The organism is Edaphobacter modestus (assembly GCF_004217555.1).
Taxonomy (GTDB): Bacteria; Acidobacteriota; Terriglobia; order Terriglobales; family Acidobacteriaceae; genus Edaphobacter; species Edaphobacter modestus.
This window is the reverse complement of the sequence record NZ_SHKW01000001.1, coordinates 3,937,454-3,961,910: the sequence shown is the minus strand read 5'-3', so window position 1 is coordinate 3,961,910 and position 24,457 is coordinate 3,937,454. Positions and strand designations below refer to the sequence as shown.

Annotated in this window: 21 protein-coding genes; 7 read left to right on the top strand and 14 right to left on the bottom strand. The window is 60.4% G+C overall.

What is annotated here, in order from left to right; all coding sequences use genetic code 11:
* Nucleotides 1-92: 92 nt before the first annotated feature.
* A complete protein-coding gene (gene dut / locus BDD14_RS16845; protein ID WP_130419819.1) occupies nt 93-533 on the bottom strand; it encodes a dUTP diphosphatase in 441 nt (146 codons plus the stop codon).
* A 111-nt stretch (nt 534-644) separates the two neighbouring features.
* Between dut and BDD14_RS16840 the strand changes: the two genes are divergently transcribed.
* Nucleotides 645-1,982 (top strand): ArnT family glycosyltransferase, encoded by a 1,338-nt coding sequence (locus tag BDD14_RS16840; RefSeq protein ID WP_130419818.1) that lies wholly within the window; start codon nt 645-647, stop codon nt 1,980-1,982.
* Nucleotides 1,983-2,067: 85 nt separating this feature from the next.
* Here BDD14_RS16840 and BDD14_RS16835 read toward each other — a convergent pair whose 3' ends face one another.
* Nucleotides 2,068-4,374 carry an N-acetylmuramoyl-L-alanine amidase gene (locus tag BDD14_RS16835; RefSeq protein WP_130419817.1) on the bottom strand — a complete coding sequence of 769 codons (2,307 nt, stop codon included), beginning with the start codon at nt 4,372-4,374 and terminating at the stop codon, nt 2,068-2,070.
* Nucleotides 4,375-4,565: 191 nt separating this feature from the next.
* Here BDD14_RS16835 and BDD14_RS16830 point away from each other — a divergent pair, with 191 nt between their 5' ends.
* Entirely contained in the window at nt 4,566-5,318 is a 753-nt protein-coding gene (locus tag BDD14_RS16830) for an SDR family NAD(P)-dependent oxidoreductase (protein WP_130419816.1), read from the top strand.
* Between the two features lies 1 nt (nt 5,319).
* On the opposite strand, the gene alaS is transcribed toward BDD14_RS16830, so the two are convergent.
* The 3 genes from alaS to BDD14_RS16815 all read right to left on the bottom strand — a co-directional run bounded on the left by alaS (nt 5,320) and on the right by BDD14_RS16815 (nt 9,965).
* Complete coding sequence (alaS, locus tag BDD14_RS16825) at nt 5,320-8,136, bottom strand: alanine--tRNA ligase (RefSeq protein WP_130419815.1); 2,817 nt, start codon at nt 8,134-8,136, stop codon at nt 5,320-5,322.
* Between the two features lie 58 nt (nt 8,137-8,194).
* A complete protein-coding gene (locus BDD14_RS16820; RefSeq protein ID WP_130419814.1) occupies nt 8,195-8,995 on the bottom strand; it encodes an SDR family NAD(P)-dependent oxidoreductase in 801 nt (266 codons plus the stop codon).
* A 79-nt stretch (nt 8,996-9,074) separates the two neighbouring features.
* Nucleotides 9,075-9,965 carry a hypothetical protein gene (locus BDD14_RS16815; protein ID WP_130419813.1) on the bottom strand — a complete coding sequence of 297 codons (891 nt, stop codon included), beginning with the start codon at nt 9,963-9,965 and terminating at the stop codon, nt 9,075-9,077.
* Nucleotides 9,966-10,037: 72 nt separating this feature from the next.
* On the opposite strand from BDD14_RS16815, the gene BDD14_RS16810 reads away from it, so the two are divergent.
* Entirely contained in the window at nt 10,038-10,229 is a 192-nt protein-coding gene (locus tag BDD14_RS16810) for a hypothetical protein (protein ID WP_130419812.1), read from the top strand.
* Here the strand turns inward: BDD14_RS16810 and BDD14_RS16805 are convergent.
* The 5 genes from BDD14_RS16805 to BDD14_RS16785 all read right to left on the bottom strand — a co-directional run bounded on the left by BDD14_RS16805 (nt 10,226) and on the right by BDD14_RS16785 (nt 16,110).
* On the bottom strand, nt 10,226-11,662 hold the full coding sequence (locus BDD14_RS16805) for an apolipoprotein N-acyltransferase (protein ID WP_130419811.1): 1,437 nt from the start codon (nt 11,660-11,662) through the stop codon (nt 10,226-10,228). The two genes, BDD14_RS16810 and BDD14_RS16805, sit on opposite strands and share 4 nt — an antisense overlap.
* Nucleotides 11,646-12,230, bottom strand: a complete 585-nt coding sequence (locus BDD14_RS16800; protein WP_130419810.1) for a TetR/AcrR family transcriptional regulator — start codon at nt 12,228-12,230, stop codon at nt 11,646-11,648. Before BDD14_RS16800 ends, BDD14_RS16805 begins: the two co-directional genes overlap by 17 nt.
* A gap of 94 nt (nt 12,231-12,324) precedes the next feature.
* Complete coding sequence (locus tag BDD14_RS16795; RefSeq protein WP_130419809.1) at nt 12,325-12,873, bottom strand: regulatory protein RecX; 549 nt, start codon at nt 12,871-12,873, stop codon at nt 12,325-12,327.
* On the bottom strand, nt 12,873-15,212 hold the full coding sequence (locus tag BDD14_RS16790) for a S9 family peptidase (protein WP_242618014.1): 2,340 nt from the start codon (nt 15,210-15,212) through the stop codon (nt 12,873-12,875). Before BDD14_RS16790 ends, BDD14_RS16795 begins: the two co-directional genes overlap by 1 nt.
* Before the next feature lie 136 nt (nt 15,213-15,348).
* Nucleotides 15,349-16,110, bottom strand: a complete 762-nt coding sequence (locus BDD14_RS16785) for a hypothetical protein (RefSeq protein WP_130419808.1) — start codon at nt 16,108-16,110, stop codon at nt 15,349-15,351.
* A gap of 91 nt (nt 16,111-16,201) precedes the next feature.
* On the opposite strand from BDD14_RS16785, the gene BDD14_RS16780 reads away from it, so the two are divergent.
* On the top strand, nt 16,202-17,155 hold the full coding sequence (locus tag BDD14_RS16780; protein WP_130419807.1) for a hypothetical protein: 954 nt from the start codon (nt 16,202-16,204) through the stop codon (nt 17,153-17,155).
* Between the two features lie 103 nt (nt 17,156-17,258).
* Here BDD14_RS16780 and BDD14_RS16775 read toward each other — a convergent pair whose 3' ends face one another.
* The gene (locus BDD14_RS16775) at nt 17,259-17,522 is read right to left on the bottom strand and encodes a hypothetical protein (protein WP_130419806.1); all 264 of its coding nucleotides are present in this window, start codon (nt 17,520-17,522) and stop codon (nt 17,259-17,261) included.
* Between the two features lie 39 nt (nt 17,523-17,561).
* Nucleotides 17,562-18,620 carry a hypothetical protein gene (locus BDD14_RS16770; RefSeq protein ID WP_130419805.1) on the bottom strand — a complete coding sequence of 353 codons (1,059 nt, stop codon included), beginning with the start codon at nt 18,618-18,620 and terminating at the stop codon, nt 17,562-17,564.
* A gap of 261 nt (nt 18,621-18,881) precedes the next feature.
* Here BDD14_RS16770 and BDD14_RS16765 point away from each other — a divergent pair, with 261 nt between their 5' ends.
* The gene (locus BDD14_RS16765) at nt 18,882-20,222 is read left to right on the top strand and encodes an NAD(P)/FAD-dependent oxidoreductase (protein WP_130419804.1); all 1,341 of its coding nucleotides are present in this window, start codon (nt 18,882-18,884) and stop codon (nt 20,220-20,222) included.
* Complete coding sequence (locus BDD14_RS16760; RefSeq protein WP_130419803.1) at nt 20,210-21,919, top strand: ArnT family glycosyltransferase; 1,710 nt, start codon at nt 20,210-20,212, stop codon at nt 21,917-21,919. Before BDD14_RS16765 ends, BDD14_RS16760 begins: the two co-directional genes overlap by 13 nt.
* 59 nt (nt 21,920-21,978) lie before the next feature.
* Here the strand turns inward: BDD14_RS16760 and BDD14_RS16755 are convergent, their stop codons facing one another.
* Both BDD14_RS16755 and BDD14_RS16750 read right to left on the bottom strand, forming a co-directional pair.
* A complete protein-coding gene (locus BDD14_RS16755; protein WP_130419802.1) occupies nt 21,979-22,638 on the bottom strand; it encodes an HNH endonuclease in 660 nt (219 codons plus the stop codon).
* A 42-nt stretch (nt 22,639-22,680) separates the two neighbouring features.
* Nucleotides 22,681-23,754 (bottom strand): ComF family protein, encoded by a 1,074-nt coding sequence (locus BDD14_RS16750; protein WP_130419801.1) that lies wholly within the window; start codon nt 23,752-23,754, stop codon nt 22,681-22,683.
* Between BDD14_RS16750 and BDD14_RS16745 the strand changes: the two genes are divergently transcribed.
* The gene (locus tag BDD14_RS16745; protein ID WP_130419800.1) at nt 23,753-24,340 is read left to right on the top strand and encodes a hypothetical protein; all 588 of its coding nucleotides are present in this window, start codon (nt 23,753-23,755) and stop codon (nt 24,338-24,340) included. The two genes, BDD14_RS16750 and BDD14_RS16745, sit on opposite strands and share 2 nt — an antisense overlap.
* The last annotated feature ends 117 nt before the right edge of the window (nt 24,341-24,457 follow it).

Here is a 24,457-nt window from a genome sequence, read left to right as displayed (position 1 = left end):
GCGCATTTGACGCGAGTGGCGCGAAGTGACCATGGCGTGCAGCAGAGAAATGGGCAGTGCAACAGGGATAAGCAGTATGCTGCCAACGACTTCTAGACGCCGGTGCTGCCGAAGCCCCCGGCTCCGCGCGTAGCCTCACCCAGCTCTGCCACCTCTTCGAAGCCGGCCTCGATCCGCTGGACGATTCGGAGCTGGGCGATCCGGTCGCCAGGCTTGATCTCGACCGCCGCTGCCCCGAGGTTCGTTACGACCACACGAATTTCGCCGCGATATCCGGGGTCGATCACGCCGGCCAGAGTGGTTACGCCCTTGAGCGCGAGCCCGGAGCGGTCTTCGACGAGCGCGCCGTGGGTGGAGGGGAACTCCATTGCGATGCCTGTGGGAACCGCCACGGTAGAGCCGACCTCGAGGAGGAGACCTTCGGAGGCGTAGAGGTCCGCCGCCAGATCACCGTACTCGCCTACATGCGCATAGCACGGAAGCCGCGCCTCTTCCACCAGTTTTTTTACTTTGATCCGTACGGCCGAACTCATCCCTGAAAGGTCCCTCGTTCATGAAAAGTCTTTCAGCGATCATCGCCGGGCCGCTATCGAAAAGCAAATGCCGGAGGGTAAAGCCATGCGGGAAGCTAAAATCGAATCACGATGCTTCAACGCCTCTGGACGTGGATGAAAGCGGAGGACTCACGCGCAGAAGGCGATCCCCGGGCACCGTGGCGCCTCTTCTGGGTCGCCTTCGCGATACGCGTCTTGTACATGACGCTCGCGCACACCTACCGTATCCGTCCTTTTGCCGATCACTTTCAGTTCGGATGGGAGGCAGGGCGTATCGCGCGCGCTCTTGTCTCCGGGCATGGTTACGCCAATCCGTTTCAGATTACGTTTATGGGGCCGACTGGACCCACGGCGTGGGTTCCGCCTGCCTACCCGCTGCTTATCGCCGGAGTGTTCAAGTTCTTCGGTATCTATACGAGCGCGTCGGCATGGGTCCTGCTGTTCATCAACTGCATCCTGTCGGCGTTTACAGCCATGTTTGTCTGGGAGATCGCGTACCGCTGCTACTCACGTGCAAATGCAGTCTGGTCGGGCTGGCTTTGGGCGCTCTACCCCGCGGCGATGCAGTATGCGGTTCGCTGGATATGGGAGATGACCCTGACCACGTTTCTCTTCACCTTTGTGCTGGTCCTGGCGCTGCGTATGCGGAACGTCAATGCCAACGCGGCTGATAGCACAGGGCCGCCCAATTCCAGCCAGACCCGGCATTGGCTCCTGTTCGGACTGATGTGGGGCGTCATCGCTCTCTCTACCTCCACGCTGCTTCTCTTTCTTCCGGTATGCGGCCTGTGGATCCTGATAGGCACTTGGAACCGCCCTCACTCTCTCCGCAACGCGATTCTTGCCGGGGTCGTCTTCCTTGCCTGCCTGACGCCGTGGGAGATTCGCAACTACCGCGTCTTTCATGCCTTCGTACCGATTCGCGGGAACCTTGGCGTGGAGACTTATCTCGGCAACGGTCCCGGTTCGAATGGCTGGGTGATGGTGTACGACCACCCAAACATGGCCACGAATCAATTTGAGCTGTACAGGCAGATGGGTGAGGTGCGCTATGCGAAGATGCGTGGCGACCTGGCGAGGGCCTACATGCGCGCACATCCCGGACACTTCCTTGCCAACACGATCAAGCGCATCTATTTCTTCTGGGTCAGCGTGCCCTCCGATGCGCCGTGGGCCCTGGAGCTTCCGCGTGTGATCAGCTACAGCTTCATCAGCCTCGCGGGACTTCTCGGCCTGGGCCTTGCGCTCTCTCGCCGCGTTCCCGCCTCAGGACTCTTTGCCTGGATCTTCGTCCTTCTGCCGCTGCCTTACTACACGGTGTTCGTGCAGGCACGCTTTCGCCATCCGCTCGAACCGATCATTACCATTCTCGCCGTGTATCTCTTCCAGTCGGCGACACGGAGCAGATCACGTCTGCGAACCGCATGATCGGCGGGTGACATACCCGGCTCGATGGTCTAAGGGGCCGGAGATCTCACGGTCCGGCAGTTGGACAGATGGGATTTCACCGAAGCTACTGAGGAGTACTCCCGCCCCGGCTGCTGGCCTGTTCCACCTGGCTTTTGGAAGCGCTCAATCCATCCTCGTACTTCGCGACTCCTTTGTAGAGGCTCTCCGCAACCCGCTGCCGATACGCCGGCTGACGAAGCTGTCCCGCGTCTTTAGGATTGGTTACAAACGAAATCTCCGCCAGCACGGAGGGCATGTTCGCTCCAATCAACACCACAAACGGAGCCTTCTTTACACCGCGATTCTTCAGCCCTTCGTTCCCGCGCTGAAGTCCGGCGTACAGATTTGCCTCCACGTCTGATGCGAATTCGCGCGACTCGTCGATCTTCTCCTTGAGCGCGATCTTCTTCACCAGGTCGCTCAACTGGTAGATGGACTGATCGCTCACCGCGTTCTCACGAGCCGCGACCTGGAGAGCATCCGGCTGCGAAGTGAAGTTCAGATAGTACGTCTCGACGCCCCTCGCGCTCGAGTCGCTCGAAGAGTTCGCGTGTATGGAGAGAAACAAGTCGGCCTGCGCCTTATTTGCAATCGCCGTGCGTGTCTCCAGCGGAATGAATGTATCGTCCGAGCGCGTGTAGATAATCTCCGAGCCGAGGCGCTCGTGTAGGAGCTTGCCCAGCCGAAGCGCCACATCGAGCACAACGTCCTTCTCCTCGAGGCCATCGACACCGATGGTTCCCGAGTCGTGACCGCCGTGCCCCGCATCGATCACGATTCTCCCTATCTTCAGACCCAGAGCGCGCACCAGCGAGGTCTGTCCGTCGGCTGTCGGGGCCGCCGCACGTGCTGGCGCAGCGGGATCGGGCGCGGCAACTTTGCTCCGTCGATTGCGGGTTGCCGTGGTCCCCGAACTGCTGGGAGTCTTTCCGCCCGGCACCACTGCTGAGATTGGATTCGAGGTCGGAACCCGGGTCGCTTCTTCTTTGCCCGGCTGACTGCTTACCGCAGCTACGTCCGTCGTTGTGGCGGCACTGCTGGTGGCAACCGTGTTCGGAACCGGGTGACGCGACGACGTCTTCATCTCCGGCTCCGTTCTCGGTGCGGGAACATTCAACGAGCCTTGTTGCGAAGGTTCCTCCAGAGGTGCCGTTGCCCGGTTTCCCGCAACCTGCGAAGGAAGGCTGCTGCCGTGGATATCGATAATAAGGCGATAGGGATTCGGCAGGAGAAATGCCGAATACTCCGTGACGTCATTCACATCCAGCACCACACGCGTCACATCGTTGGAAAACTGTGCGGCGCGAACCTGCTTCAGGAATCCATCGTCGGTCACGGTGAAGCTCTTTCCCACCAGCGACTGCGCCAGACGAGTTCCGTGCAGGTCGAAGTAGATGCGATCGGGATTCGGGACCCGAGCTGCTTCGTAGGTCACATCATCGCCGAGATCAATGGCGACGCGCGTATAGTTCGGAGTCGACCAGTGCCGGATACCGGTTACCTGCGCGAGTTCTCCCCGCTTCTGCCCAGCGGTTGCGGCAACATGCAAGATGGATGCCTGGGGATCTGCCGGCTCGCCCGGCGTCAGGGAACTCCGCGTCGTGCCAGTGGACGGCGAAACGCCACGGCTCGTGGACCTTTGCATCGCATCGGATGCAGCGGCACCAGTCGTCGGCATCGGAGCTAACGAGCTTGTCTCCGAGTCAGACGGAGGCGTGATCGCCGTGCCTGGCACTCGATCGATCTTCGCGGTTCGCGGCTTGCTGCTCTTCGCTTCGTTCTTCACGGCTGATGCTGCCTGCGTTCGCGCGCTCTGATCCAGCGAAGCCAGTCCAGCCTTTGCCTCTTCGACGTGCGGGCTGCCGGGATACTGCTTCACAAACAGCGAATACTTCTCGCGCGCTGAAGCCGGATCGTGCAATGCGTTCTCGTAGAGCTGTGCTTCCGCCAGCAGTGCACTCACGCGCAACGAACTGCCCGGATACTGCTTACGAAGAAACTCGTACTGTCCCACCGCATCTTTCAGACTCTTCTCATCCTGGAGGTCGCGTCCCTGCTCGGCAAGTAGTTCCGCTGCGGCGTTGATCGCTGCGGCCGCATACTGGCTGCGAGGATTCTCGTGATAGATGTCGCGGAATCTGTCGAGAGCCCGGGCGTAGTCTTCGCGTGTGCGCCTGTCCGCAGGAATCGCCTCAAGCGTATCCCGGCCCTGCGTGGCCTTCTCCCACGGGGACAGAGGCGCGGCATGCCTGGTACCTGAGGGGTTCTTTGTCTTCGACGGAGTCGCCCCAGCAAATCCGACGCAGCTCAGCCCCGCCGCGCAAACGGCACACCAGACCCCGATACTCCGCAATTTGTTGCATGCCAACATTGCAGCTTCAGTTTAAGAGGCTCACCTGCCTGCCCTTACAGTGAAACGCGCACAGGTACTCCCAGCGATACCCCCACAATGGGACACCAAAAAGAAGTTGGATCCAATTACCGGATTTTCACATCGCCCGTCTAACCTGACTAATCCAAGCTACGTCACCGTATAGTCCGCCGTTCAAGGGAGTGCATTTCATGAAGGATCTAAAGGGTAAAGTCGCAATCGTCACCGGATCATCCAAGGGCATCGGTGCGGCCATCGCCGAACGCCTCGCCGCCGATGGAGCCTCCGTGGTGGTCAACTACTCACGCGCTGCAGCACCCGCAGAAGCGCTCGTTCAGCGCATCACCTCGGGCGGAGGCAAGGCGATCGCCGTCCAGGCTGACCTCTCCAAATCCTCGGAGATCGCAAAGCTCTTCTCCGAAACCAGCAAAGCCTTTGGACGCCTCGACATCCTCGTCAACAATGCCGGGATCTACAAGTTCCTACCGCTCGAAGCCGTCGACGAAGAGCACATCGACAAGCACTTCAATCTAAACGTGAAGGCTCTCCTGCTCGCCACCAAGGCGGCCGTTCCCCTCTTCGGACCAGAAGGCGGAGTCGTCATCAATATCAGCTCCGGTGTCGCGCTTACACCTGCGCCGGCCAGCTCCGTCTACAGCGGAACCAAAGCCGCCGTCGACGTTATCACCCGCGTGCTCGCAATGGAGCTAGGCGCAAAGAAGATCCGCGTTGTGGGAGTTTCGCCGGGGGTTACGGTGACCGAGGGTCTCGACGCAATGGAAGAGATGGACGAAGCCACGATGAACTACGCCATCTCCCGCACGCCGCTTGGACGTGTCGGTAAACCTGACGATATTGCCGGTGCGGTAGCCTTCATGGCATCTGCGGACTCCGGATGGATCACCGGCGAGACGCTACAGGTCGGCGGCGGACTGAAGTTCTGAATTAAAGCAGTCCGCCAACCACCTCTGAGGCCTTCCCTAACGCACCGTCGAGCGCGCCCGCGTCGCTTCCGCCGGCTTCGGCAAGATCCGGCCTGCCGCCGCCTTTACCGCCGACCAGCGCGGCAATCTGACCGACGATCTTGCCGGCCTGCACTTTGCCGGTAAGGTCCTTGGTGACTCCGACGATCAGAGAGACCTTGCCCTCGTTCGCCGCGCCCAGCACCACCACGCCCGATCCGAGCTTGCCACGAAGCTCGTCGACGAGATTCCGCATCTGGCTCTTATCCAACGCATCCACACGCTGCGCCAGCACCTTCACGCCCTTCACCTCGATCGCCGCCGAAGCTGCATCCGAGACGGCCGCCGAAGCGGATTTCATCCGCACCTGCTCCAGCTCGCGGCGCAGCTTCTTCATCTCTTCTTCCTGGGCAGCGATCCGCTGGCGCAAGGCATCCGCGGGAGCCGCATCGCTCGCCCCAACCATCTGCCCAACCACACGAACCACGTCGAACCCGCGACGGAACTCGTTCAGCGCGCCGGTTCCGCTCACCGCCTCCACGCGCCGCACGCCGCTCGAGACTGAACCTTCGCCGACAAGCTTTAACAAACCGATCTCCCCGGTCGCACCGGTATGGGTTCCCCCGCACAGCTCGGTGGAAAAATCTCCTATCTTCACCACGCGCACGCGCTCGCCGTACTTCTCGCCGAACAGCGCCATCGCTCCCAGCTCATTGACGGCAACGTCGATCGGAACATCCACCATGGTCTCGACCTTCGTGTTCACCAGAACCTCACGATTCACCAGGTCCTCGATCTGCTGCAGCTCTTCTTCGGCCACGCCGGTGAAGTGTGAGAAATCGAACCGCAGCCTCGACTGGTTCACCAGCGACCCCGCCTGCTTCACATGCTTGCCCAGAACCTCGCGCAGCGCCGCGTGCAGCAGATGCGTTCCCGTGTGGTTGCGCTCGGTGGCGCGCCGATTTTCACCATCGACCACTGTGTCCACAGTGTCTCCAACCGCAAGCGCCTCGCGCACCTTCACCTTATGTGCAAAGACTCCCTGGACCGGCTTGGTCGCGCCCAGCACATCGGCAACAACCGTGTTGTGGTCGTCCGAGTAGAGCCAGCCGATGTCGCCCACCTGTCCGCCCGAGTCCGCATAGAAACTGGTGGCATCGAGCACGACCTCGCCCTGCTCGCCTGCCTTCAACTCCGGAACACCGACGCCATCCTTTACCAGCGCCAGGATCTTCGCGCCCTCGACCTTCAGCGCCGAGTAGCCCTCGAACTCCGTCTTCGTCAGCTCGCGATAGACGGGAGCCGCCGACTTCTGCGAGCCGCCCTTCCACGAAGCACGTGCGCGAGCCTGCTCTTCTTCCTTGGCGCGTTCGAAGCCCTCCATGTCGAACGCAATCCCCGCATCGCGCGCCGCATCCGTCATGAAGTCCAGCGGCATGCCAAAGGTCTCGTACAACTGAAAGCACTGCCGACCAGATAGAACAGGAACAATATTCTTTGTCCGGAGTACGCCTAACTGAAGACTGCGTTGAACAATCTCGGGAATTTCCTCTTCACTTGTAACTACGACATCATTCGAAACAGCCGCATCAACAATAGTCTGAGCAATAAGGTCTTCTAGCTTTCTAGATCCCACTTCGACTGTTCTAATAAAGCGATCTTCTTCATGAATCACAACATTTTGGATTTTTTCTTGAAGATTGACGAGTTCTGGATAAGCTGTCCCCATCAACTCCACAACTGGTTTAACCATGAAAAAGAAGAATTGTTTATTCGCGCCCCGCAGTCGACCGTGGCGGATAGCTCTTCGAATGATCTTTCGTAAAACATATCCTCGCCCCTCATTCGCAGGAAGTACGCCATCCGCAATTAAAAATGTAGTTGCCCGTGCATGGTCAGCAATAACTCGATATGACGCTGGAAGTGAGGATCCATTCGCGATATCGACGGTTTCATCTAAACCACCCATCAGCATGACATAGTGTTTCGCAGCTGCTATCAACGGAGTAAATAGGTCTGTTTCGTAATTTGACAACACTCCCTGCAGCACGCAAGCAATACGCTCAAGCCCCATGCCCGTATCGATCGAGGGCTTCGGCAGCGGAGTCAGTAGCGGTCCGCCCGGCGTTACCGTACGGTCGAACTGCATGAAGACGAGATTCCAGATCTCTACATACCGCTGCTCGTCCTCCCCGAAGGGCTTATCGACAGAAGGATCTTCGCCCGCATCTTTTCCGAGATCGTAATAGATCTCGCTACACGGCCCACACGGCCCGGTCTCGCCCATCGCCCAGAAGTTGTCCTTCGCGCCCAACTCGAAGATGCGCTCCGCAGGCACGCCCACATCGAGCCAATATTGATACGCCTCCGAATCGCGCGGCACGGCGTCGTCGCCCTCGAAGATCGTGCAGTACAGCCGCAATGGATCGATTCCGAACCACTCCTTCGAGGTCAGAAGCTCCCACGCGTAGGCGATGGCGTCCTTCTTGAAGTAGTCGCCGAAGCTGAAGTTGCCCAGCATCTCGAAGAAGGTGTGATGGCGCCGCGTGAAGCCGACGTTCTCCAGATCGTTGTGCTTGCCACCGGCGCGGACGCACTTCTGCGACGTCGCGGCGCGCGAGTAGTCGCGCTTCTCCAGGCCCAGGAAGACGTCCTTGAACTGGTTCATGCCTGCGTTGGTAAACAGCAGCGTGGGGTCGTTCGCTGGGACAAGCGACGCCGAATGCACTCTCCGATGCCCTTTACCTTCAAAAAACCGCAGAAAATCTTCGCGAATCTGACTTCCAGACCTGTAGTTCATAGATTTTTAAGTCTATCAGCGCGCGGCAGATTCAAGATGGGCTTTGGCCGGGCGGCGTCTAGATGCTGCGGATGCTTCCGCCATCCACTCCCCAGACCGAAGACGTGACGTAAGACGCAAGATCGCTCGCAAGAAAGACGATCACGTTGGCCACCTCCTCCGGCTCGCCCAGTCGCTCAAGCGGAAGCTGGCGGAGCTTCATCTCGTGATCCACGGCCTGACGCGGCGGCATGTTGTGGATCGAAGCCAGGCCGTCGGCGAAGCCTCCCGGGCGAGACCAGAAGGTGCTCCATATAGGCCCCGGAGCCACCGCGTTGACGCGAAGGTGCGGCCCTTCAGCCCGGGCAAGACTCTTGGTCAGCGCCAACATCGCGGCCTTCATCGCCGCATAATCGGACGGAACCGCTTCTGGCTGACGCCCCAGGTCCGACGCGTTGTTGACGATTGCGCCCTTGCCTTTCCGCCGCAGCACCGGCAGAAGATGACGTGTCACACGAACCATCGACATCAGGTTGAGCTCGAAGGTCCTCTCCCATTGCTCGTCCGTTATCTCCAGAAAAGGCTTCGGATCACCCTTGCCTACGTTGTTGACGAGAACATCGATCCCTTCCGGGAGCTGCGCGAGGATGGCATCCAGGCCCGCTTGAACCCCCGAAGCGGTGCCGAGGTCTGCCTCGACGGCGAATGCATTTACGCCAAAGCCGCGAACAAGCTCGGCGGTCTCCGCAAGCTTCATCGCGTCGTGATCGAGCATCGCGACATGCGCCCCTTCTTTTGCGAAGGCCAGAGCGGTCGCACGGCCGATGCCGTTGGCGGCTCCCGTGATCAATACGGTCTTCCCGGCTAATCCAGTCTCCATCTCGCGTCGCCTTTCCAAGGTAGTAAGTTCAGATGGCCATAGCGGCGATCAACAGTATCTCAAGCAAAGCCGGTTACCCTCAGATACCCGGCCGCCACGTAATCCCCTCGAGTCCCAACACATCGTCCTTCGTCGCCTTCAGCTGCGCAAACTCATCGCGAAACCGTACCATCTCCATGCAGCACACCAGGGCATCAAAGGCGTCTTCGCTGCCAAGGGCCTTGGCCATCACGCCGCGCCCCAACCCTTCGTATCTTCTTTCAGCAAGATACTTCTTCCGCGCCTCTGCATTGCTCTTCTTCACCGCGCCGGTCAGCAGGCGCGTGTACATCTCCACCAGCAACGGCTGCGGTTTCGCGATCGCGAGTTTCGCCGACTCGAACGGCCACACCCGAAAACCTGCTTCATGCAGCCGCATCAGAAACGGCATGGCCCGCAGGCTTCCCGTACCCACGCTCCCCGACCCACCAATCTGAAACGGAGACTTTGGCGTGATCCCCCGCACCTTGGCCGCGCGTTCCGGATCACCCTCCAGGAGCTTCGGCGTGATCTTGTTATCCATATCGGTGATGCGCATCGAGCGATGCAGATTTTCGCCGCAAAACTCCTCCGGCCGCTTGTGCGGCTTGCCCCAGAAGCGCGCGTCCCTCTTCACCTCTTCGCACTCGCGTGCCAGCCAAAGCTCGCCCTGCCCCGTGGCTACTTTTCGCCAGAACTCGAAGACCGTCGCGCACCCATGTTCCGCGAGGAACCATGCCGGAAAGCTGAAGCAGCAGTCCAGGCTAACCACCATACGCGGCGTCTCGCGCGACATCGCGATGAGCCACTCCACCAGCTCCTCGCGGGTGCGCCCAGCCTCAAGCGTCACCCTGCCCGCAGTCCATATGCCTGCCCAGATGTGCCGGCGCTGCCCTGCCGCATCGAGCCGGCCCGACCAGTCCACCGCCACAATGCGGTCCAGATCTCCCATCCCATCATCATCCTACCGGCGAGGAACTTTCCGCGGGCGCTCGCGTATATCAAAAACAGGAGAGAACCACCGATGCTCAAACTGCTCCTCTTCTGCGTGCTCCTCGTCACCTGCTGGCCCGTGGCCATCATCGCCGTTCTGCTTTATCCGCTTATCTGGCTCCTGCTGCTGCCCTTCCGGCTGGTGGGGATCGTCGTTGGAGGGACATTCGACCTTATCGCAGCTCTGTTCTTTCTTCCGGGCCGCATTCTACGGACGATCTAGCTCACCTGAACCAGCCGCACCAGCGCAAAGCCGACCAGGGCAAGCGAGAGCCACGCGAACCAGTCCCCCAGAAGCTGGTAGAGCGTACTGTGGTGCTCCACAGGGACATCCGCCAGCAACGTAGCGAAGCGAGCCGAATCGCTTCGTGCCTCCGCGATAATCCTCCCTCGACTATCGCTCACCGTCAGGTAGCCGGTTTTAGCCGAGCGCGCAACGCTGAACCCATCCTCGACGCCGCGCATTACCGCAATATGCCCGTGCCATGAGCGATCAATCCTGAAGTCCCAGGCTGGCACCAGTAACATGCCCACACCCGCCAATCCATATCGTCGCGACAGTCGCGTGAAGTCCATATCTTTACAGATCGTCACACCCCATATCTCCTTCGACCTGGGCAATACCGTGAGTGTCGTTCCGGGCTTCAGGTTCGACTCAAATGGCGGAAGCATATGGTGCTTGTCGTAGCTCGCCACTTCCGTCTGCGGCGCATACACACGCGCCTCGTTGTACGTAAACGGAGCAGCTACATGTACCGCACCCACCACAACCGTCGCACCCGTTTTATTCGCAACTGGCTGAAAGATCTCATCCGACTTTTTCGTACTCGGATCGATAATCACACCCAGCTTCTCCGGCAACACAACCGCCTGGGCTCCCTGCCCGGCAAGTTTCTCCACCTCGATCGAGTAATCGCGGAACAATCGTTCCGTTGGCGCACCTTCGTCGCTCACTCCCAGGTACCCCGGCGCATCCGATGCGATCAGCCCTACCCGAACTGTCTTTCCCAGCGGCTGCGCAAGGCGAATCGCACCGAAGAGCAGCACCGCCACAATCACCCCCGCAGTCGCGCCCATGACGCGCAGGGCCAGAGAACGCTGTTTCTTCCAGAGGTGGATTCCGATTGCAAACGCAGAGGAGAACAACACCAGAAGAAAGCTCATCCCCCATGGCCCTGTAATCGATGCGACCTGCAGGAAGGGCAGAAATCCCAGCTGCGAATAGGCGAGACTTCCTGCTGTTCCGTGCGGCGTCGTCAGGTTCCGGATGTACTCGAAGGAGACCCACACTGCGGGCAATGCGAGCAGCCCGCTCCACACGGCACCACGGAGGAAAAGTGCGCGAAACAACAGCACTCCCAGCGCGAAGAACGCGCCTGCCATCAAATACACCGCGACCCACACTGAGATAGGAGCTCTCAGGACGCCATGAAAGTAATGAAACATGTTCAGGCCGGCCACCATCATCGAGAGTGCCGCTCCCAGGGCCGCACTCCACCACGGGGCGCGCAGCGCGAACCACAACACGGGCGCCATCGCGAACCACATCAACGGCCACACGGGATTCAGGCCATTCCCGAACCAGAGCAGCACCACCGTGCAGGCAACCGCGAGCGTCTCGATACCTGCCAACCTGTATTTATTTGCGTATTCCATGCATGTACCTCTCGAAGGACCTGCGACAGAAATCTCGAAACTCGGCCTGCGACATTGCCATACGTCCGCCCAGATAGAGCATGATCAAGCCCTGCAGCAGCGCTCCCATCTCGAAGACGATCTCCCACACATCGTCTTCACGCAGGACCCCCGCAGCCATACCCTCTTTCAACACCTCCGCAGTCGGGTTGGCAGTAGGAGATCGCCCCGCCCTGAAGTCCTGCGGAAACTGACGCGCGCCTTCCCGTGGCTCCAGAAACATCAGCTCGAACAAGCGAGGATTCTCGAGCGCGTGGTCGAGAAAGATATTCATCAGCTTCTCGAGCCTCTTCTCCGTTCCTCCGGAGAGCTTCGCGCCATGCAGCCTTCCTGCAAGATCGGCGAATCCCTCATCGGCGAGAGCGTTCAACAGTCCCGCCCGATTGGGATAGTGGCGATAGACCGACATTGCCGTAACTCCAACCTCGCCGGCGACCCGTCGCATGGTGACGGCCTCGACTCCCTCTCGATCCAGCAGGCGGCGCGCTGCGACGGCCATCTTCTCCGACGTCGATTTCTTCGCAGTCATGTCTACACTGTATACATGAAAATCGAGAAAAGGAACCTCTCACTCACTCGTTCTCTAAAAATTCCACTTTTTCTGGGACGAACAGCGGCTTCCGCTAGGCTTCGTCCTCAATCGAGAGCTCTTCCGCCTCGTCCACATCGACGTTCCACTCGCGCAGAAGTTTAAAGATCGCGCTGGCAGAAAACCCCGCACGCATCAGCCTGCCCATGACACGAGCGGCCTGCTTCTTTGCCTCTTCCCCCGCCGGCTGCTTCATCCGCTTCCGCGCAACATACTCACGCGCCAGCGCAACCTCATCCACGTCGTCGTACGCCTTGGCCAGGGTCGAAGCGATCAGCTCTTTGTGAATGCCCTTCTGCGCTAGGTCCTGCTGCACACGCCTTCGTCCAAACTTCTCGTTCTCCTTGCGCAGCCGCGTGTAATCGGCGGCGAAGCGGGTGTCGCTCAGATAGTTGAGATCCTTCAGCCGCGCCACAACGTGATCCATCGCGCGCTCGCCTGCCTCGCCCTCTTCGGCTCGCATCCGCATCAACCGCTTCAGATCGCGCACAGTGCGCATCTTCCGCGCCAAGGCACCGACCGCGTAGTCAAACAGCGCCGTCTCGCTGAGCGGCTCTCTTTTCTTAGGCCTTGCAAACGCCATTACTGCATCGACCCCGAATAGGTGTTCGACCGCGTCCACCGGTCGCACCACTCTCCTACTTCCTCATACCAGCGCTGAGAGTTCTGCGGCTTCAGCACCCAGTGTCCTTCATCGGGGAAGTAAAGCATCCGCGACGGTACATGGAGCTGCTGCAACGCGGTGAACAACTGAAGGCCCTCGCTCACGTCCAGCCTGTAGTCAAGCTGTCCATGAATCACCAGCGTCGGAGTCTTCGCATTTTTTATCGAGAGCAGCGGCGACCACTTTCTGAACGGGTCCATCGCCACGGGCTTTTCCGAGTATCTCCACGGCTGTCCCGGCTCCATGTCTCCAGGCGAGCGAAACTCCCATTCGTTGAACCACAGTTCTTCGGTTGTGCCATAGGCGCTCTGTGGATTGAACATTCCATCGTGCGTCACGATGCAGGCAAAGCGTGTCGTGTGCGTAAGAATCCAGTTCGTCATAAAGCCGCCATAGCTTCCGCCCAGCGCGCACTCCCGCGTCTTATCGACGAAGCTGTAATGCTGCTCGACGTAGTCCATGCCCTTCATCAGGTCGACATACGCCTTGCCTCCCCAGTCACCATTCACGCCATCGATGAACGCCTGCCCGTACCCCGTCGACCCGCGCGGATTGATCATCACCACCACGTATCCGCTCGCCGCCATCAACTCGGGATTCCAGCGATAGCTCCATGCATCTCCCCACGCTTCCTGCGGACCGCCGTGGATGAGGAACTTCACCGGATACTTATTTCCCTCGTCGAAACCCGGCGGCCGCAGCAAAAAACCCTGCACCGTCGTATTCTCCGCGCCCGGAAACATGAAGCTCTCCATGTGAGGAAGATCGAGCTGATTCAGCACAGCGTCGTTCCCGTGCGTCAGCCGAACCACCGGGGCTCCGCCGCGCCCCTCCGCATCCAGCGGAATCACCGAGATCGCCGCCGGAGTCCGGACCGTCATCATCGAGGTCACGATCATCCGGCCATCCTTCGCCACCTGCAACTCACCGTACTCTGCCCTGTTCGCAATCGCAGTCGCCTCCGGCAGGTCTACCCCCACCGACATCACGTTCGCCTCGCCCATCTCTTCGCTTACGAAGTAGATGGTCTTCGAATCCGGAGCCCACGCAAACTCATTGATCCAATGGTCGGAGCGGGGCAGCAGGTCTTTGAGAGGCCCCTCCACTTGCGCGGTGGGCCGGCGGAGCTGAGACTTCGCCGTACGCGTCCCGGCAGCTACTTCGCCGTCCGGCTGCGCTGCGGCACTCAAACCTGCGTGCCGATCAAACACCACCAGCCGGAACCGGTCACTCTCATATCCCGCGCGAGCCTGCGAACGAAACGCCAACCACCTTCCATCCTGCGAGTAAGCTGGCGCGTCGTCGCTCCCCTGCGAGGTCGAGATCTTCACGGGCCGTTCCCCCGCCTCATCGAGACGCAGGGTGAAGATGTCGTTGTTCGTGCTCGCCGCCCGAACCGCATCGAGGTTCGTCACAAAGGCGATCTCGTGGGAGTCGGGCGCCCATGCGTATCCCACCGGTCCGCCGAGCGAGAACACCGGCGCCTCTGCATCCCCGATCCATCGCCTCGGAGTAAGATCGCGCACCGCATTCCCATCCGTGGCACTGACGACCAGCACATGGCTTCGCCTGGGTCCGACGTATGAGTTCCAGTGCCGGTACAGCAGGTGGTCGAAGGTCATCGCCTTCACCTTGCTCTTCGCCGCAGCCTCATCTCTTCGACGATCGCAGTTCTCCTCGTCCAGCCAGGTCTCCTCGTCGCTGCACTCGGGATACACCCGGGACACAAACAGCATTCGCTTCGAATCCGGCGACCATACTGCGCCATCCGCCTCCGTGCTCACATGCGTCAGTTGCCTCGGGTTTCCCATTCTTCCATCGGCATCATTCCAATCGGCTACATATATCTGCGAAGACGCTCCACCATCTACTGAGACGAAGGAAACATGTTTCCCATCCGGGGAGAATCTTCCATTGCTCTCGCCTTCCTTCCAGAAGGTCACCTGCTGTTCGCGTCCGCCGCCCATCGGCACAACCCACAGATGCGAGAGCTTCGTATTCGCGGTCAGATCCACGGCCACCGAAGAGAACATCACCCATTTACCGGAAGGCGAGATCTGCGGGTCGCTCAGCCGTTTCATTCTTTGCAGATCGGCGAAGGTCATCGGCCTTCGCATGGAACCTTCGGCCGTGTCCTGCTCCACGGTTATACTCCCCGGCATCCTCTTTGCAGCCCCTGCACGGCCCGGACCCTCCACCTGCGCCAACGCTGCGGTTCCGGCGATCAGCCCGATCCATGCCCCTGCCAGAATCTTCATTGCACGGTGACTCCCGCGCCAGTCTATAACGGAGGACACCGCGTGCTACACACCGCGAGAGTCATCAGGACCACGGCAGGTACCCGCGCGCGGCCACCACTTCGTCTCCCCGCTTCACGCGATCACTCCCGTTGGGTTATCCCATCCGGGCAGGAGCAGCGGCACCATTCCGGAGACGCGTTGCGTTCGCCGCAACCACCTTCAGCGGGTAGCTCCGCGAAGATACAAGCTTTCCCGCCAATCTCTCGACACGGCGAGAACGATCGCTCGACTCAGTACTCTCCATCGCGCGGCCCAGCTTCGCCGCAAGTGCTTCCAGTCCCGCAACTGTCTCATCCGCCATGCGCCGCCGAACCTGCATGACGCTGTCGGCACATACCAGCAGGGCTCCGGCCATATGCTCGCCTGTCGTCGTTACCGGCACAAGAATGGCTCGACTGTTGCTCCCACGTTCGTCACTGCCGAGGGAGATCACCATGCTGCCGGCTCCGATCCGAACTCCCTCGCCCCACCGCCCCCCACGGATGCGCTCCTCTTCCCTCATTCGTCCCAGCCATCGCTCGACCATCCCGACCGTCGCGCTATCCAAGCCTTCGCTGGCCGCAATGTACAGGGGGCCCTCACCGTCGCGGGCGAGAAGCGCGACACGGCGGAAGGCGCTTCTGGCAGCGATCACCCCGCAGACTCGTCGTCCCAGCATCGCTAAGTCACTGTTGCGCATCATTCTTACGTCCAGACGGGTGTACGCCTCCATCTCTTCGCGTCCGCGGCGCTCCCGGTCTCGCTCCGCTCGGACAGCCCACAGCCGCGACCAGGTTACCCCCAGCGCACCCGCCAGCCCCAGTATTACGGTTCCGTATGCCAAACGCGGCCAAATTTCGTGCAACGCTGTCAGCATCAACTAACCTCCGCTTGTCGCGTCTATCCTGTATAAGGAGACGACCTGTAATCTTGAAGCCGCCGTTCTCCCGCATGGAGCAACCGATTCGATGAAGCCCGCCTCAGCGATCTCCGTCAGCATTCTCGCAGCGTCTCTCATTCCCGTATCGGTGAATTGCACGCGGGTCTTCGGGTTTGTCCCAAATTGGAACACTACTGTCTACGCCGCAGAAGACCAGGGCTTCGGCCCGCTCGACCCCGCACCCCCCTCGGGAATCACCGTCGACGAGATCATCAAGAAGTTCGGCGAACGTGAAAGCCAATTCAACCAGGCCAGGCAGAACTACATCTTTCGTCAGTCCGTGAAGGTCCAGACCCTCTCGGAGGACACCGGCAGGCCCGACGGCGAATACCAGCAGGTCACCGATATCACCTTTGACAAGCAGGGCCGCCGCGCCGAGCGCGTCGTCTTCGCTCCTCAGAACTCCCTCCAGCGTGTCCTGATGACCCCGGCAGACTTCGAAGAGATCGAGCATCGCCTCCCCTTCGTGCTCACCGCCGAGGAGATGCCCCAGTACGACATCAAGTACCTCGGTCGCCAGAAGGTCGACGAGCTCGACACCTACGTCTTCGAGGCCGGTCCCAAGACCCTCGAAAAGGGAAAACGCTACTTCCAGGGCAAGGTCTGGGTCGACCAGCAGGATTACCAGATCGTCCTCATCAACGGACAGACGGTCCCGCAGGATATGCGAAAGGGCCATGAGGACCTTCAGCCGCCCTTCACCACCTACTACGAGCAGATCGACGGCAAGTACTGGTTCCCGACCTACACGAAGGCCGAAGGCACCCTGCACTTCCCTGCCTCAAACGGCGCGGCGCGGCAGGACGTTCACATGCGCAACATCGTCCGCTACACCGACTATAAGCAGTTCCGTGCCACCAGCCGCATCATCTACAACGGGGAGGACATCACCAACAACCGCGCCCCCGAGGACGACAAGGATAAAGCTGCGCAGCCGGACAAAAACCAGCAGCAACCACCTGTAGCGAACCCGCCCCGGTAACCGATCCCCTGTCGCAATGCAACGCCCCGATCCCCCTCTTAGGGGTCGGAGCGTTTCCGCTAATCAATGAATCTCGAACGTATCTCGCGCTTCGAGTGGCCTGCTACGCTGTCTGACAATGGGCGTCCGGATCGGCGTGCTGCTCCATCATCCACCGATCCATCATGGTCCCCGCGCATCTGGCCCCGCATAGATGCTTCACTCCGTCCGAGTGTGCATGATACGTCTGCCATCGCGTCAGCTTTATCAGAGGCTGATCTTCCTCCGGCTTCTGGCCCGGGAAACAATCCACCCACGCCAGCCACCACCCATCCGATTCCTTCTTCTTCCCACACACATCACACGCGTAACTTTCGCTGTAAGCCATCTTTACTCTCCACCGCTAAGAACATTTTCTCGCACTGCACTAGCGCAGCGCCACCGGGTCCACGCGTCCCGAGTCGGCAAGCATCTGCCAATCCGATTCGTCGACTGCCTCGAAGTCCTCACCCTTCAGGGTCTTCAACCGCGCCAGGTCGTTGTCGCTCCAGCGCTTGTCCGGTTCGCCGATGATAAACCACGGGCCTCCATTGTCCGAAAGGATCATGCCGTACTTTTTAAACCCCTTCAGGATGACCTGGTTCTCCTTCGAAAACCTGGAGATGTCGTAGTCGGCCCGCAGGCGGAAGCGCTGGCCCATCGGGGGATAGGTCGGGTCTGTAATCCTCGAAGCAAAGTGCCGCGCCGGCCAGACATAGAGCCTCTGCGTCTTGGGAGTCGTAAATCGAATCGCGTGCTTGACCTCGCCGGCTGCCACCTCGTCATACCGCAGAAGGCCGGGGAGAACTGCCAGCCCGGCGGCGTCGGTCGAGGTCTTGTCCGGCGCGCGGAGCGCATTGCTGGTCAGGTCCATCTTGATGCCCGCACCGCCGCCCCAGCTTCCGTCCTTTTGCTTCACCATGCCGCCCACCTCCGTCAGCATGCAGCGCCCCTCGTCCACCATGATGACGTGCCGGTCCGAATCCTCCGGAGAGTTCCATCCACCCTCCACCAGCGCGCCTTCGGGGGTAGGGTAGTGTCCCGAATCGCTCTCTTCTCCATACATGAATGTGATGGGAATCCGTGGCCGGCCCGGCTTGATGATCGTGATGGGAATACCGTTCGTCGGGTCTGAACCAAAGTTGGGGTGCAACACAAGGGCCGGCCCCATCCGCTGGATGTAATCCTCCGAATGCTTGTCCTTCTTGAGGGTGTCGATCGGCGTGTTCCAGACACTATCCGCAGGAAATACCGGGCAACCGGCGATATGCGGACCCGAGCCCGAGTTGGGACCGGCAGCACCGGCCACTCCCGATCCCACCGCCGCCAGCTTCGATGCCGCCATCACTGCATCCGCTTCGGATGGGATCTTGGAGTGCCAGACAAGGATAACCACGGCTATGCCGAACAAAACTGCGCCCATCTGATTCTTCTTGCTGGACTTCATTCACCCTCCATAAACGAATCCCGCGGAAAGGGTCCGTTCGTCAGCACCCATCATAATCTGCAATTCCTGAGCAAACCGGAATTTATGGTTTGCATCTTATTCCACGTCGGTAACCAATTGCCCGTGAAGCGTCCACTCTAATTGTGTTCCCGTTCGCAGGCGCTTCGACCGCACTGTCCTCCCCGACCCGGCCCCTATCTCCATCGCACGAATTGCAGCGCTTGCGCCTGTGAAGGTTCGTTTTTCTGCCCTTTCTCCCCTATGGCAAAAGTACTCATTATCGGCGCCGGCGTTATGGGTCTCGCAGCTGCCTGGCAAGCGGTTCGCGATGGCCATGAGGTCGATCTGGTCGAGGCTGCCCCCGAGCCCGGAGGAATGGCCGCGCACTTCGACTTCGATGGCGATTCCATCGAGCGCTTCTACCACTTCGTCTGCCGCACCGACTTTCCCACCTTCGACCTTCTTCGCGAGCTGGGCATGGAAGACCGCCTCCGCTGGAGAAACACCTCGATGGGCTTCTACACCGATGGGCGGCTTCACCCCTGGGGCAATCCGCTCGCCCTCCTCCGCCTTCCCAACGCTCCTCTTCTCGCCAAGCTGCGCTACGGTCTGCTTGCCTACGTCAGTACCCGCCGCGACAGCTGGCCCGCGCTCGAGAATGAGTCCGCAAAGGATTGGATCATCCGCTGGTGCGGCGAAGAAGCCTATCGCCGTTTCTGGAAGACTTTGCTCGAGTTCAAGTTCTACGAGTACGCCGACAACATCTCCGCCGCATGGATATGGACCCGCATTCGCCGCATCGGCCGTTCGCGATCCAGCATCATGCAGGAGCAGCTCGGCTATATCGATGGAGGTTCCCAGACCCTCATCGACGCCCTCGTCCAGGCCATCGAATCCGCCGGTGGCCGCATCCATCTCGGCTCCCCCGTCCAGTTCGTCACCACAAGGGAGAACCGGGTCACCGGCGCCGAGACCTCGGCAAGGCACTTTTCCGCGGACTTCGTCATCTCCACCACGCCAACACCTTACGTCGCGGACATGGTTCCCGACCTCCCCGAAGATTGGAAGCAACGCTATCGGGCCATTCAGAACATCGGCGTCATCTGCGTCGTCTTCAAGCTGCGTCGCCAGGTTACCCCGCACTTCTGGGTCAACATCTCCGTACCCGATCTCACCATTCCCGGCGTCGTCGAGCTCACCAACCTCCGCAAGGAGATCGGCAGAACCATCGTCTACATCCCTTATTACATGCCGGTTACCAATGAAAAATTCTTCTGGCCCGACGAGCGCCTGCTGGCCGAAGGCTTCGGCTGTCTCCTGAGACTCAATCCCAGCCTGGTCCCCGACGACATCCTCGCTACGCGCGTGGCCCGCCTGCGATTCGGCCAGCCAGTGTGCGAGCCTGGCTTCGCCTCCAGAATCCCTCCGGTTCAGACTCCCATCGAAGGCCTTCAGATCGCCGATACCTGCTTCTACTACCCCGAGGATCGCGGGATCGCCGAGAGCATTCGGCTTGGCCGTGCCATGGCAGGCTCCATTCCCGCCCTGTTCCCCACGACAAGGCCCTCCCGCCGTGTGGAGACAACCGTTTGGACCCATTGACTTTCAAGAGCTCTCCCGCTGAGTCCGGGAAGACTGGATTGTCTTCGACGACCCAGACCGCCCTCAACCTCGGCGGCCTCTTCCTGCTCGCAGTCGTCGTTCAGATCATCGGATTCAAGCGCATCTCCGGCCCTTACGATGAGTTCCTCTCACTCTACGGCGCAGACCGCGTGCTGCACGGAGGCCTTCCCTATCGCGATTTCTGGACCATGTATGGTCCCGCTCAGTTCTACGCGATAGCGCTTTTCTTCAAGCTATTTGGAATCAGCGCGCTCACCGGACGTATCTACGACGCCTTGATCCGTGCCGGCATCGCCTGCGCCTGTTACTCCCTGGCCCGCCTGCTCACGGGGCCAAGGTGGGCGTTTGCCGCCTTTGCGGCGGTCATCCTCTGGCTGACGGGAATCTACTACCCTTCCTACAACTTCCCCGTCTACCCGGCCATGCTGGCCTCGCTGGTAAGCTGTCTCTTCTTCGCACGCTTTCTGCGCGAATCTTCCAACAAAAGATCTCTGTTTCTGGCAGGGCTCTTTGTAAGCGTGGCAGCCATCTTCCGCCATGACTCCGGCTTCTACATCTGCTTCGCCGAGCTGCTGATGCTCGTCTGGACAGCACGTCGTCGTCGGCCCGGCCAGACGCGCCAGAACCAGTTCGCTACGGTGGGCCGCCGTCTACTTCTCTATCTCACTGCGGTCGTCCTCATCGCTGGGCCCGTCTACGGCATCATCGTTTTCAAGGCAGGCGTTCAGAACGTCTTCTACGACCTCTTCTACGTTCCTGCCGTGATCTACCCCAAGGTCCGCCGTCTCCCCTTTTTAACTCCCGAGACATTGCAACTGCTCCGTCAACCTTTTTCCTGGGACGGTAGAACCGCCGTCGAATCGCTCATCGTCTTCTTCCCCATCTTTGCAATCCTTTCGGCCTTCCTCTCGCTCTTCACCTCCCGCCGGTCCCGTATCTTTCCCACGACCTGGCAGCGACAGACCTTCTCTCTCCTGCTTCTGCTGGCCTCGCTCTTCTTCGTGAAAGGCATGATCCGCGTCGGTCCCGTCCAACTCATCCAGAGCATCATCGTCTGCCTTACGGTTCTCGCGATCCTCTTCGGTCATCTTCGCCAGGTGAGCCGCCCGGTCGCTGTCTCTCTCTATGTGACAGCATTGTTCCTCGCTCTCTGCACAGCTCCGATGCTCTCCCACATCCTTACCTTCGGCCGCCGAAATCTCCGGGACACCATCCACCCGCAGGCATACGATTCCTTTTATCGCCGCTGCCATCCCCCCGCCGCTCTAAGCCGTGCGCGCTGCATCCTCATAGACCCCGATGACCTCCTCGCCGTTCAGGAGATTGAGAGACGCAGCACCCCCGACCAGCCCATCTACGTCGGCAACGGACGCCACGATCGCATCTTCTGGAACGACGTTCGCCTCTATTTCCTCGCCGGGCGCGGCTCCATTACCCGCTGGTACGATCTTCATCCCGGAGTGCAGACTACCCTGCCTATTCAGAACCAGATCATCGACGCCATGGGCCGCGAGAACCCACCAGTCATCGCGATCAACTCCACCTGGGACAACAACATCGAGCCCAACCAGAGCCGCTACTCCAGCGGAGTAACTGCCCTGGACGACTACATCCGCTCCCACTACACCGCACAGGCCGCCTACGGGAAGATCACCATCCTGACCCCCTCGCACTAAATTGATTTTTTCTTGAGTCGGAACGCTATCGGAGAAGAACCAGCAGCCGAGCCACGACCTCAGGCTGCCGGTTCATTGTGCTCGAAGTAGAGATACTTTCTCCACGCAGCATCCGCGCTTCCAATCATCCGCATGATGTGCCGGGAGGTGTGCAGCGAAAAGGGTCTCGGTTCCCGCTTCAGCTTCATGTCCGTCAACTCGTGAAGAAGCTGGTTGCCCTTCCTCCGATTGCAGGAGTGGCAACAGGCCACAAGGTTCTCCCAGGTCGACAATCCTCCACGCGACCGCGGAATCACATGATCGAGCGTGAGCTCCGACGCCGTGAGCACCATATCGCAGTACTGGCAGCTGTTCCGATCGCGCAGCAGGATGTTCTTGCGTGACAGCGCTCGCGTCTGGTGCGGAATCCTCCTGTACTCCAGCAGCCGGATCACGCTCGGCATCGGAACCCGCATCCGTGCCGCATGCAGCATCTGGCCCTGCTCTTCTTCCGTCCGCGCCACTCCCTTCAGCACCAGCACCAGGGCCCGCCGCGCGCCGCAGATGTTGATCGGTTCGTACGATGCGTTCAACACCAGCACCGGTGTCTGCATCGCCGACTGTCGAAACACGCCGGCCCGAACCTCCGTTCCCGTCAGCACACGCGCCGGGCTCCCTGGCAGATGTCCCGCGTGCCGCTTTCCAATTAGTACCTGCTTGCGCTTCTTCCCCGATTGCATCTTCCTGTCCTCCGGTCGAACACTCTCAGCTCCACAACCCGCTCAATCTCCCGCCACTGCTTCCATCTCGTCCTGCGCGCCCCACCTCGCGATCATCTCCTTTTGCGCACGCGCCACCGTCGCCACCCACACCTTCGAGGCTCCTGCGTGTCGCAGCACACGGGCACACTCCCGCGCCGTCGCTCCCGTCGTGTAAATGTCATCCACCAGCAGAACCTCGCAGCCGCTCACGGCCGCAGGATCCTTCACGGTAAAAGCCCCGCGAAGATTCCGCCGGCGTTCCCGCGAACTCAGGCCAAACTGGCTCTCTGTCTTCCGTGTGCGAATCAACGCTCCATGCGCCGCCCGCAGCCGCCAGCTCGCGCCGCTCCGTCCCAGCTTGCGAACCGCTTCCTCGGCCAGCAGCACCGACTGGTTATATCCGCGCTGCCTCTGCCAGGCTTGAAACAGCGGAACCGCAATCACCACCAGCTCCCGTCCCATTCCCTCAGCGCCCATCCTCTCGATGACCCGAGCCAGCAGCCTGCCCAGTGGCCGCGCCACACTCTCCGCGCGTTCGTACTTCAGCAGCTGGATCGCCTCGCGCATGCCATCCGCATAAACACCCCACGCCGCTGCCCGCTCGAACTCCGGGGGAACCATTCTGCATGGTCCGCACAACACACCCGCTCCCTCCATCTGCCGCTCGAATCGCACACCATCCAGATCGAGTGCCTCGCCGCACCGCGCGCACAGCTCCGCCAGCTGCTCTCGCAGCGCATCGACGCATTCATCGCATAAAGGGGAGAGCCCAGCGCCCGGCAACGGTCCCCCACAGACCCTGCAATCGGCTGGAAAAAAGGTTGTTACCAGATCGTCGACCATCGCCCGAACCAGTTGGCCCGGACTCTTCAGCACGCGGGACACAGCGCGCCACTCCTCCACTCCGCCCGGCGGTCCTCCCGGCGGAGCTCCATGAACAGTCCCGAGCGCATTGTCTATCCAGCGTTGGCTGAAGACGCACCTCACTCGCAGCAACGAACATCGTGCCGTTGCTCGAAGTATAGTCCTGCCCTGCTCCCCCACGTCAAGAATCACGCACCATGCCAGGTGCGGCTGTGCTAAACCTGAAACCATGCTTCGTGTTCTCACATGGTGCGCCAAGTGCCTCTTTCTCTATCTCCTCGTTGCGATGCTGGCCATCAAGTTCGCCTGGATCGTCGTTCTCCCCGTCTGGGCCATCGCCACCAGGATGCACTGGACCACGGTCAACCGTTTCGTCTTTCTTCTCAGTTACTTCCTCCCCATCTTCACAGCCACAGGCTTCCTCCTGGGTTTCGTCCCCTTCGGACGCCTTCGCAAGGCGGTACTTGAGCTTGCCCCCGGTCTCGCCCGCTTTGTCGAACCCGATAGGATTCCCGCGATTTACGTGGCCTGGCTGCCGGTCAGCATCGCCTTTTTGGTGCGCTTTTTTACCTGGCAGTCACGCAACGCCAGCGTTCTCGGCGGCAAAGACACCGCTGGCAGAGCGGCCCGCTTCTTCGGAACCCTCAACTCCCAGACTCCTGCTCTCTTCGACAATCGCTGGGCCCAGGACCGTTTCCTCTTCACCGGCCCCATGCTTTTCCTGATGGCCTGCGCGGTCGCCGTGCTCCTGCGACACGCCCTCTTCGGCCGACCCTCCGCCCCCAGCGAACTCCCCGAATCCGAGTCCCTGGACTAGGCAGCGTGCCAGAATCCCTTGTTGTTCGAGCTCTGATTTCGATCGCAAAAGGTCGATAATCCCGAACGACACCAGACGTTCGTCTCCAGCTTGCCGCGCCCCATCGCTGGTACACTC

Coding starts and splice junctions, on each gene's coding strand:
- BDD14_RS16770 (WP_130419805.1), bottom strand. CDS start 18,620: ATGAAGTCCAGCAAGAAGAATCAGATGGGCGCAGTTTTGTTCGGCATA.
- dut (WP_130419819.1), bottom strand. CDS start 533: ATGAGTTCGGCCGTACGGATCAAAGTAAAAAAACTGGTGGAAGAGGCG.
- BDD14_RS16745 (WP_130419800.1), top strand. CDS start 23,753: ATGCTTCGTGTTCTCACATGGTGCGCCAAGTGCCTCTTTCTCTATCTC.
- BDD14_RS16780 (WP_130419807.1), top strand. CDS start 16,202: ATGAAGCCCGCCTCAGCGATCTCCGTCAGCATTCTCGCAGCGTCTCTC.
- BDD14_RS16805 (WP_130419811.1), bottom strand. CDS start 11,662: ATGGAATACGCAAATAAATACAGGTTGGCAGGTATCGAGACGCTCGCG.
- BDD14_RS16765 (WP_130419804.1), top strand. CDS start 18,882: ATGGCAAAAGTACTCATTATCGGCGCCGGCGTTATGGGTCTCGCAGCT.
- BDD14_RS16785 (WP_130419808.1), bottom strand. CDS start 16,110: ATGCTGACAGCGTTGCACGAAATTTGGCCGCGTTTGGCATACGGAACC.
- BDD14_RS16815 (WP_130419813.1), bottom strand. CDS start 9,965: ATGGGAGATCTGGACCGCATTGTGGCGGTGGACTGGTCGGGCCGGCTC.
- BDD14_RS16750 (WP_130419801.1), bottom strand. CDS start 23,754: ATGGTTTCAGGTTTAGCACAGCCGCACCTGGCATGGTGCGTGATTCTT.
- BDD14_RS16800 (WP_130419810.1), bottom strand. CDS start 12,230: ATGACTGCGAAGAAATCGACGTCGGAGAAGATGGCCGTCGCAGCGCGC.
- BDD14_RS16840 (WP_130419818.1), top strand. CDS start 645: ATGCTTCAACGCCTCTGGACGTGGATGAAAGCGGAGGACTCACGCGCA.
- BDD14_RS16795 (WP_130419809.1), bottom strand. CDS start 12,873: ATGGCGTTTGCAAGGCCTAAGAAAAGAGAGCCGCTCAGCGAGACGGCG.
- BDD14_RS16755 (WP_130419802.1), bottom strand. CDS start 22,638: ATGCAATCGGGGAAGAAGCGCAAGCAGGTACTAATTGGAAAGCGGCAC.
- alaS (WP_130419815.1), bottom strand. CDS start 8,136: ATGAACTACAGGTCTGGAAGTCAGATTCGCGAAGATTTTCTGCGGTTT.
- BDD14_RS16775 (WP_130419806.1), bottom strand. CDS start 17,522: ATGGCTTACAGCGAAAGTTACGCGTGTGATGTGTGTGGGAAGAAGAAG.
- BDD14_RS16810 (WP_130419812.1), top strand. CDS start 10,038: ATGCTCAAACTGCTCCTCTTCTGCGTGCTCCTCGTCACCTGCTGGCCC.
- BDD14_RS16820 (WP_130419814.1), bottom strand. CDS start 8,995: ATGGAGACTGGATTAGCCGGGAAGACCGTATTGATCACGGGAGCCGCC.
- BDD14_RS16790 (WP_242618014.1), bottom strand. CDS start 15,212: ATGAAGATTCTGGCAGGGGCATGGATCGGGCTGATCGCCGGAACCGCA.
- BDD14_RS16830 (WP_130419816.1), top strand. CDS start 4,566: ATGAAGGATCTAAAGGGTAAAGTCGCAATCGTCACCGGATCATCCAAG.
- BDD14_RS16835 (WP_130419817.1), bottom strand. CDS start 4,374: ATGTTGGCATGCAACAAATTGCGGAGTATCGGGGTCTGGTGTGCCGTT.